At 59.9% G+C, this 9,383-nt stretch carries 5 protein-coding genes; 3 read left to right on the top strand and 2 right to left on the bottom strand.

The annotated features are described in order from the left end of the window. Window positions 1–282 precede the first annotated feature (282 nt). Complete coding sequence (locus tag ABX749_RS11070; RefSeq protein WP_372896036.1) at window positions 283–2,301, bottom strand: serine hydrolase; 2,019 nt, start codon at window positions 2,299–2,301, stop codon at window positions 283–285. A 112-nt stretch (window positions 2,302–2,413) separates the two neighbouring features. Further along, on the bottom strand, window positions 2,414–4,000 hold the full coding sequence (locus ABX749_RS11065; RefSeq protein WP_372896035.1) for an amidohydrolase family protein: 1,587 nt from the start codon (window positions 3,998–4,000) through the stop codon (window positions 2,414–2,416). A gap of 396 nt (window positions 4,001–4,396) precedes the next feature. Here ABX749_RS11065 and ABX749_RS11060 point away from each other — a divergent pair, with 396 nt between their 5' ends. The 3 genes from ABX749_RS11060 to ABX749_RS11050 form a co-directional block, all read left to right on the top strand. Then, window positions 4,397–6,838 carry a DUF1592 domain-containing protein gene (locus ABX749_RS11060; protein WP_372896034.1) on the top strand — a complete coding sequence of 814 codons (2,442 nt, stop codon included), beginning with the start codon at window positions 4,397–4,399 and terminating at the stop codon, window positions 6,836–6,838. Further along, window positions 6,835–8,181 carry a DUF1552 domain-containing protein gene (locus tag ABX749_RS11055; RefSeq protein WP_372896033.1) on the top strand — a complete coding sequence of 449 codons (1,347 nt, stop codon included), beginning with the start codon at window positions 6,835–6,837 and terminating at the stop codon, window positions 8,179–8,181. The genes ABX749_RS11060 and ABX749_RS11055 overlap by 4 nt, the downstream gene beginning before the upstream one ends. 17 nt (window positions 8,182–8,198) lie before the next feature. Next, window positions 8,199–9,383, top strand: a 1,185-nt coding sequence (locus ABX749_RS11050) for an ankyrin repeat domain-containing protein (RefSeq protein ID WP_372896032.1), incomplete at its 3' end; no start/stop codon positions are given.

Genomic DNA, 9,383 nt, shown 5'->3' with positions numbered 1-9,383 from the left:
TCGACCAACGCCCCGATCGGGTCACCGCCGTTGGTGATCAACGCGCCGCAGAAAATGCCCATCAACAGCGACAACGCGGCCCGCTTGGTCACCATCGCCAACACGATGGCGACCAGCGGGGGCAGTAAGCTGAACCAGCCGTAGGGGTGATCGTTCAAGGGATTGATTCAGGTTTCTAGGGAATCGGTCGACAGCAGCGGTCGGGTCGCAACACGCGATTCCGCGATTCCGCGATCCTGTGGTGCGCGGTGCGCCGGTTTTCGAGCGACTTGCTGATGTCTGCTACGGGCGGTCCGTGTCCGCCTGGCCCGCAAGATAGCGATTCCAGCCCCAGCGAAACAGGTTGCGGGTATCGCTGTAGCGGGCATCCGATGAAGCGGAGCCGAGTACCACGACGATCCGCGACTGTCCCTCGCGTGTTCCCTTGGCAATCAAGCACGCGCCCGCAGCACCGGTGGTACCTGTCTTCACGCCTTCGTAGCCGTTGATTTTTAGGAGTCGGTTGGTGTTGTACCACGCAACGTGACGTTGATAGCCGCCGGGGCCGGTGACGGTGCAGCCGTATTGCGGCGTCGCGACGACACGCATGATTTTCTGACGTGAACTCGCCGCAACCGCCAGTTTGGCCAGATCACGCGCACTTGCCTGGTGTCCCGGTTCGGTCAAGCCATGCGGATTGACGAACGTCGTGTGTTGCAACTCATGACGCTCCGCCAACAGGTTCATCGCTTCGATAAAGCGATCGTAGGCCGCGGTTGCCGTCCACGTTCTCTCGGGAAACGCTGTGGCGAGCAGTTCATGCTGAGCCCCGAAGTGTTCGGCAAAGGCAACACTGGCATCGTTGCCCGAGGGCAACAACAGCCCATACATCAATTGCTCGACGGTCAGCGACTCGCCGACATGGAGCCGCGTACTGGATCCGACCGTGTCGTCAGCGCGTTTGGAGAACGTGACCGTTTGGCTCCAGACGCCCGGATCATGTTCGGCCAGTTCACTGATCACCATGGCGGTCATCAGCTTGGTGGTACTGGCCATCGGTCGCGGGTCGTTTTCATGTTGACCGGCGATCAGCGCGCCGCTATCCGCGTCGACGATCGCCCACGCTTTGGCGGTGACAAACGGAACGCCTTGGAGCGGATCGGCGGGTTCCTTTTCGGGCCACTGAGAATTGAACGTCGCGGGGGCAGGGACCGCTTCGTCTTGATCGATCAATGTCCCGAGTGCCGCAAAGGTTTCTTCGTCGACAACGCCGGTCGATGGCAGTTGTTTCGATTCCTGAAAACGCATCACGGCCGCTTCGGTCATCGGTCCAAAATCGCCATCGACCGACAGTCCGGGCGACGGGGTCATCCGTGCGTTCAGGGTGCGTTGCAGCGACTCGACCAGGTCACCGTGGGCACCTAGTTGGAGCCGCGTGGATTTGGGCGAGTCGGCGGAGGCGTTGTTTCCGTAAAAGGCTTGGTAGGCGGCGCGGCCGATGTCGGCGATCAAGCGATGCGGCGCACTTTCGGCCGACCAACCGCGATCCTTGTTGTTCTCGGTCAACACACAGATCGCAAACGCTTGGTGTTCGCCGGGACCAAAGATGATCCCCGCGTCGGTACGGACCGAGGAGACGCCGCCGGTTTTGTGCGCGATCTTGGTTCCCGATGGCAACCCCGCCGCCAATTTGACTTGGTCATCACAACTCAACAGATGTCCGATCATGGCCTCGCAAGACGTCTTGCTGGCCACTTGATGCGTATGAATTCCCTCCAGCAACTTGATCATGTCGGCGGCCGAGGTGCTTCCCAGCCCGTATCGTTGGCTACGCTTTGGAGCGATGGAAGTGTCGCGGCGATAGACCTTGGCATGAAGTTGCGTGTGAACCAGTCCAAGCGATTTCATCGATTGAGTGGTCGTCGGCAACCCCACCTGATCGATCACCAAGTTGGTCGCCGTGTTGTCGCTGTAGCGGATCATCAACCGGATCGCATCGATCAGCGGCAGCTTCAATCCCGGGCTGAAATGTTGGCTCAAGATCCCCGAACCGGGCACTTGGTCCTCGCGCGTCAACTCGATCAATTGGGCGGGATCCACGGTCGCCGAATCAATTTGCTGATACGTCGCGACCAGCAACGGCAGCTTGATCAAACTGGCCGTTGCCATCGGCTGATCGTGACGGTACCAGAATTCTCCTTCGCCGGACAAATTCTTGATTCCGACTGCCACATCTCCCTGGTAATCGCTGATCAGGGGTGTGATGCGTCGGGCCAAATCATCCGAACGTTTGTCCTGGGCGACCAAACCGACACAAGGCATGACGGCGAGAACGACGGGTCCGAAAATACGCCAGGGGCATTGCCCAGATGACGGACGAACGGCAGATCGGAAAGCGGAAGTCGGGGAATTCATGGTTGATGGTGATTGAGATTTATCGATTGTTCGTGCCCTTGCGGATCGCGCGGCCGGCCAAGCTGCCTGTCGCCCTGCCATCGGCGATCGCCGGTATGCCATTGACCCACAAGTGCACCAACCCATCGCTGTACTGATGCGGGTTGACGAAGGTGGACCGATCAATAAAGGCCTCCAGATCGATGACGGCGATATCTGCGGCGTACCCGACCCGAAGAAATCCTCGATCCTGGATGTCCAAAATCTCCGCCGGCAATCCGGTTGCACTGTAGATCGCCTGTTCCAGCGGAATGACGGTTTCACGGTGGGCGTAGTAGCCGATTCGTCGTGGAAAGGTGCCGTAATTGCGAGGATGGGGGACCGACCCCGACGGCAACTTCGCCGAACCATCCGAAGCCGTCGCGACCCAGGGTTGCTGCATCACGAACCGCACGTCGCCCTCATTGATGCTGTGGTTGACGACCGACGCGCCGCCGCTGCGCTCGATTTGTAGAACCAAGTCCAGCGTGTCGACACCTCGTTCGGCGGCGATTTCATCCAGTCGGCGTCCTGCCCAGTCCGGCTGTAACGCGTAAGAGGCGATTTGAATGCGATGCCCGTTGTCGGTGATTTCAAGTTTCTTGCTGATCGCGTTGATGATCCGTTTGGATTGTTCGTCGGCCTTGTCAATCCTCGCGATCATCGCTTCCCGTCCTCCGGCGCGTGCCCAAGCGGGAATGCAGGTCGCGCCGAGTGACGTGCTCGATGCGGTGTAGGGGTACTGATCGGCGGTGATGACTTGGCCTTCGTCGCGTCGTTTGTTGATTTGTTCGACGGCCCTGCGGACCAGTCCCCAGGAGTCTTTGCCGGAGGACTTGAAGTGCGAGATGTGAACAGGAAGTTTCGCCCTGCTGCCGATCTCCAAGGCTTCGGTCACCGAATCGAGCAATCCCGTGCCCTCGTTGCGGATGTGGCTGGCGTAGATTCCGTCGTGCTCGGCGACCACTTCGGCAATCGCGACCAGTTCGTCGGTATCGGCGTACGAGCTGGGGACATAGATCAGCCCGGTCGACATTCCCCACGCGCCGTCAGTCATCGCCTGCTCGGCCAACCGGCGCATTTCTTGCAGCTCGTCGGCGGTTGCGCTGCGTTGTTCGCTCCCGATGACCTTGCGACGCAGGCTGCCTTGGGGCAACAAGTGCATGATGTTCGGACCGGCACCTCGCTCGTCGATTTCATCGTAGTACTGGCCGACGTCGACCGGACCACTGCCGCAGTTGCCGGTGACCAGGGTCGTGCAACCTTGCGTCAGATAGTTCATCCCCGACGCGGTTTCCTTCTCCTGGATCTCGCCGTCACTGTGATTGTGCAGGTCAATGAAACCGGGGCAGATGATCAGACCGGTGCAGTCGATTTCGCGGATCGGCGAACGGCCAGGATCAATCTCGCCGACGGCCACGATTTTGTCACCGGATATCGCGACGTCACCCGTCGTCGGGGAGCTGCCATCACCGAGGTGCAAGATGCCATTGCGTAGCACCAAATCGATCGGCGCCGGGTCTTGGCCGCAGACTTTGGTTGCCGGACGAAGTCCCGGTAAGACGAGAGCGAGTGTGCCGGCAATCATCGTTGCTCGAAGAAGACTCAAATGACGGGAAGACATTCGTTCGGGGACCTCATCGTTTCGTCGGGGGGCAAAAACTCGGCGGCAGTTTACCACCCCAGCACGTGGCGTGAGCCAGTGGCGCGAGATGCTGTTACGAAGCCGTCACGCGCCGGTCGCTCACGCGTCCCGCTGGACTCCCCGGGCGTTACTCACCGTCCAGACGCCTGAACCTCCCCCCAAATCTGCCATCTTCGGGTGGAAAACCTCCCGGAATGGATCTTCCGCCGACGGACATCTGTTAAACTGAATACCCCACCAAATTCGCCGGCGGACCGTGTTTTGATCGTGTGGCCGGCCCTTTCTCGCGCCGATCACGTCGGCAGACCACGTAGAACGCGACGAATGCGAAACGAAAACATGAATCGATGTCCGCTCAACCGATTCTCGTTTTGTGGTTTCCCCGCTTGTGTCTTCGCCGTGTCGCTGTGGTTCGCATCGCTGTCGGTGTGCCACTTAAATGCTGCGGAACCGACCGGTTCGCCTTCGGACGAAATCGCCAAAGTGCTGTCCGAATCGGACTACTCGGGTCTGGAGACGTTTCTGACTGAGTACTGCTTGGATTGCCACAGCGAAGATGAACCGGAGGCGGACTTGGATCTTTCTGTGGTCGGCGAACAGAGCATCGAAGCGAGCGCACAGCTTTGGGAACGCGTGCTACGAGAACTCACGTCCCGCCGCATGCCTCCGCCCAACGAATACCGTCCCTCCGAACAGATTTATCAGGACACGAGCGAACGGTTGGTCGAAGCCTTGGCACACGTGGCCGCCAAGCATCCCCGGCCTGGCAGAACCGATACCTTTCGGCGGCTGAACCGATTCGAATATCAAAACGCGATCCGAGATCTGTTGGCGCTGGACATCGACGCCGAAGCCCTGCTGCCGGCGGATGAATCGAGTCATGGATTCGACAACGTGACCGTCGGGGATCTGCCGCCTACGTTGGTTTCCCGCTACATCAATGCGGCTCGAAAGATCAGCCAACTGGCGATCGCCCGACCGTCGGATCAGTTGGAAGGCCACACGTATCGAATGCCTGCCGACGTGACGCAAGAGGAACACGTGGTCGGGCTGCCCCTGGGCACTCGGGGCGGCATGTTGCTGCACCATACCTTCCCACGATCGGGTGTGTACGAAGTGCAAGTCAACCTCGCCCGTGACCGCAACGAACACGTCGAAGGGCTCAACGGAAAGTACCAGATGGAGTTCCTGTTGGACCGCGAGCGCGTGGCCGAGTTTGAATTGGTTCCGCCCAAGGCTCGAAATCGATACTTCTTTGACGACAGCCGATTGAAAGCGCGCGTGACGGTCGAAGCGGGGCCCCATGATGTGGGCGTGACGTTTATCAAGAACAAGTCGTCGTTGATTGAGACGAAACGGCAGCCGCTGAACGTACATTTCAACTCGCACCGGCATCCGCGTTTGACGCCCGCGGTCTATCAAGTTTCGATCACCGGACCCTATGACGACGACGATGTATCAGTCGCCGCTGAATCGCCGCCCGACACCCCCAGCCGCCGACGAGTCTTCACCAGTTACCCTGCCTCGCCGGAACAGAACGAGGCCTGTGCCAGGCAGATCATTTCGCGACTGGCCAGACTCGCCTACCGTCGAACGGTCGATGCCGCGGATGTCGAACGACTGATGGAATTCTATCGGGACGGTGCTGCGGAAGCCGGGTTTGAGGCGGGGATCGAACGCGTGCTCGCTTCGATTCTAGTCAGCCCACGGTTTCTGTTTCGCATCGAACGCGATCCCGAAGGACTGGATGTGGGCGACGCCTATACTGTCAGCGACGACGAGTTGGCGTCACGGCTGTCGTTCTTTTTGTGGAGCAGTCTGCCCGACGACGAATTGTTGACCGCAGCCGAACGCGGGAATTTGCGAGACCCGAGTGTGCTGCGTGATCAAGTCCGACGGATGTTGAACGATCCCCGCGCCGAAGCCCTGGTGACCAATTTCGCCAACCAGTGGTTGCATCTGCGAAACCTGGAATCCAAAACACCCGACGCGCGGTTGTACCCGGATTTTGATGACAACCTGCGGCAAGCGATGCGGCGAGAAACGGAATTGTTTTTCCAGAGCATCATCGAGGAAGACCGCAGCGTCTTGGACTTGCTCCGATCCGACTACACGTATCTGAACGAGCGGTTGGCCAAGCACTATGGCATCCCGCATGTCTACGGCAGCCGCTTTCGTCGCGTTGATCTTTCCGGCGGTGAACATCGTGGCGGGTTGTTGCGGCACGGTAGCATCTTGACGGTGACCTCCTACGCCACCCGCACTTCGCCGGTGATTCGAGGCAATTGGGTGCTGGTCAATCTGCTCGCCACCCCGACGCCGCCTCCGCCGCCGAATGTTCCGTCGTTGGAAGAAGAAGTGATCGGTGCGGAGCTTCCGATCCGCGAGCGACTTGCCAAACACCGTTCCAATCCGGCCTGTGCCAGTTGTCACGTGATCATCGATCCGATCGGGTTTTCGCTGGAAAACTATGACGCGGTCGGACGTTGGCGGGACACCGAATTTGGCGTGCCCGTCGATTCAGAAGGCGCCCTTCCCAGCGGCGACAGTTTTCAGGGCGTGACGGGGTTGGAGGCGGCGATCATGCAGCGGCCCGAATTATTCGCCACCGCGATGACCGAAAAGCTGCTCACCTACGCCTTGGGGCGAGGGATCGGCGAATCCGATGGCCCGGCGATTCGAGAGATCGTGCGTCGCGCCGGACAAGACCAGTACCGTTTTTCCACGTTGATCTGGGAAATCATCAACAGCCCGGCATTTCAAATGAGGACCTACCGGTGAACTTTATTCGAAAGAAAGCAATCTCGCGTCGCACGGTGTTACGCGGCGTCGGCGGTGCCATCGCCCTGCCGTTGCTCGACGCAATGGTACCGGCCGCCACGGCGCTCGATGCGACCCCGGCGGCACCCGTTCGACGTCTCGGTTACGTCTTCATGCCGATGGGCTGCGACCTGTCACGCTGGAAACCGCCCGGCGAATCCACACTCGGTGAGTTGCCGCCGATCCTCAGCTCACTCGAGCCGGTCCGAGACCAGGTCACGGTGATCAGTAATCTGGAATTGGCCAACGCCTACCCGGGTTCGCACGCGACATCCAACTCGGCGTTCTTGAGTGCGGCCAAGGCGAAGCATACCGAAGGGACGGATTACTATTTGGGAACCACCGCCGATCAGTTGGCGGCCAAACAGATCGGCCAGTCCACGCAATTGCCCTCGATGGAATTGTCGATGGACCTGATGCAAACCGTGGGGCAATGCGACAACGGCTATGCCTGCGTGTACCAGAACAATTTGTCTTGGTCTTCACCGACGACCCCGTTGCCTTCCGAAGCGCATCCGCGGATCGTGTTCGAGAGCATGTTCGGTGCGGGTGGGACGGCCGCACAGCGGCGCGCGGAACTGAACGAAAAGGCGAGTTTGTTGGATTGGATGTCCGAAGACATCGCCCGTCTGAATCGCGAAGTCGGCGCGTCGGATCGAGTCCGCATCGGCCAGTACCTGGATTCGGTGCGCGAAGTCGAACGACGGATCCAGAAGGCCGAAGCGGACGCCAAAGACAACGAGCTGCCGGATTTGGATCGGCCGATGGGCGTTCCAGCGTCGTATGCCGATCACGCCCGATTGATGTTCGACCTGCAAGTCTTGGCAATGCAGGCGGATATCACCCGTGTGATCACGTTCCAACTGGCTCGTGAAACCAGCAACCGTAGTTATCCCGAATTGGGAGTGCCGGAATCGCATCACCCGCTGTCGCACCACGGCAACGACGAAGAAAAGATCGCGAAGATGGCAAAGATCAATCAGTTCCACGTGTCGCTGTTCGCGGGCTTTTTGGAAAAGCTGCGAGCGACGCCGGACGGAAACGGCACACTGCTGGATCATTCGCTGTTGCTGTACGGCAGCGGAATGGGCAACCCGAACGTTCACGACCATACCGATTTGCCGATCATCGTCGCCGGTGGCGCTGCCGGCGGTATGCAGGGCGGACGGCACATCCAATACGATCGCCCAACGCCACTGGCCAACCTGCACCTGACGCTACTCGACAAGGTCGGCGTCAAACTGGACAAGTTTGCCGACAGCGAAGGACCGGTCGACGAATTGTTTGAACCGCTCTCGGTGTGATCGCAATGGAACGAGTCATGAATCGATTTGTCGAGAAACACGCGGGCGTCTTCGCAATCGCGATTTGCAGCGTTTGTTTAAGCGTTCTACCCAGCGGTGTGGTCGCACTGGCCGCGGAGCCGGAGCTGACCGCCGAATCGAAATCGGCCACCGAACCGGAATTGGCCGACGCCGTTGAAAAACAGGATCGCAAGCGGATCGCTGAGTTACTCAGCCGCGTTTCGACCGACGCCGGTGACGATGCGATCGACATCGATGCGACACAAGTCGACGGGATGACGGCGTTGCACTGGGCGGTGTACTTGGACGACGTGGAAACGTGCCACACGATCGTCAACGCGGGCGCGTCGGTGGATTGCAAAAACCGTTACGGAGTGACGCCGTTGTCGCTGGCCTGCAGCAACGGCAACGGCCAGATTGTCAAGCTGTTGCTGGAACATGGTGCCGATGCCAACGCGACGCTCCACGGTGGTGAAACGGCATTGATGACGGCGGCCAGAACCGGTCGCGTTGATCCCGTCCGCGCTTTGCTGAAACACGGCGCGGACGTGAATGCGACCGAACGCAATGACCAGACGGCGTTGATGTGGGCCGCGCACGAGGGACACGCCGAGGTGGTCGATCTGTTGCTCGACGCCGGAGCGGATTTTGAAACGCCGCTGAAGTCGGGTTACACGCCGATGATGTTTGCCGTGCGTCAAGGACACTGGCCGGTGGTGAAACGGTTCTTGGATGCCGGCGTGGACGTCAATTTGGCGATGAAGCCGGCCAACAGCTCGGGGAAAAACGTCGCCAACCGGACATCACCCTTAATACTGGCCATTGAAAACGGGCATTTCGAACTTGCCGTCGAACTACTCAAGGCCGGGGCCGATCCCAACGACCAACGGACCGGGTTTTCGCCGCTGTTCACGATGTCCTGGGTTCGCAAGCCACCGCTGGGCGACAACGCCGACGGCGACCCGCCGCCGATCGGTTCGGGATCGATGACCAGTCTTCAGTTTGTGCGTGCACTCGTCGAGCACGGCGCCGATGTCAATGCACCCAAAGAACGCAATGGCGGTCGCGGCAAGTTCGGCAAGAAGGGCGCGACCGCGTTCTTTGCCGCCGCCGGGACGGCCGACGTCGCACTGATGCAGACGCTGCTGGAACTGGGCGCCGATCCCACGCTGGCTGCCGACAACGGTTGGACGCCGTTGATG

The organism is Stieleria sp. (genome assembly GCF_041595215.1).
GTDB lineage: Bacteria > Planctomycetota > Planctomycetia > Pirellulales > Pirellulaceae > Stieleria > Stieleria magnilauensis.
This window is presented reverse-complemented; position numbering and strand designations above follow the sequence as displayed.

Coding starts and splice junctions, on each gene's coding strand:
- ABX749_RS11060 (WP_372896034.1), top strand. CDS start 4,397: ATGAATCGATGTCCGCTCAACCGATTCTCGTTTTGTGGTTTCCCCGCT.
- ABX749_RS11070 (WP_372896036.1), bottom strand. CDS start 2,301: ATGCCTTGTGTCGGTTTGGTCGCCCAGGACAAACGTTCGGATGATTTG.
- ABX749_RS11065 (WP_372896035.1), bottom strand. CDS start 4,000: ATGATTGCCGGCACACTCGCTCTCGTCTTACCGGGACTTCGTCCGGCA.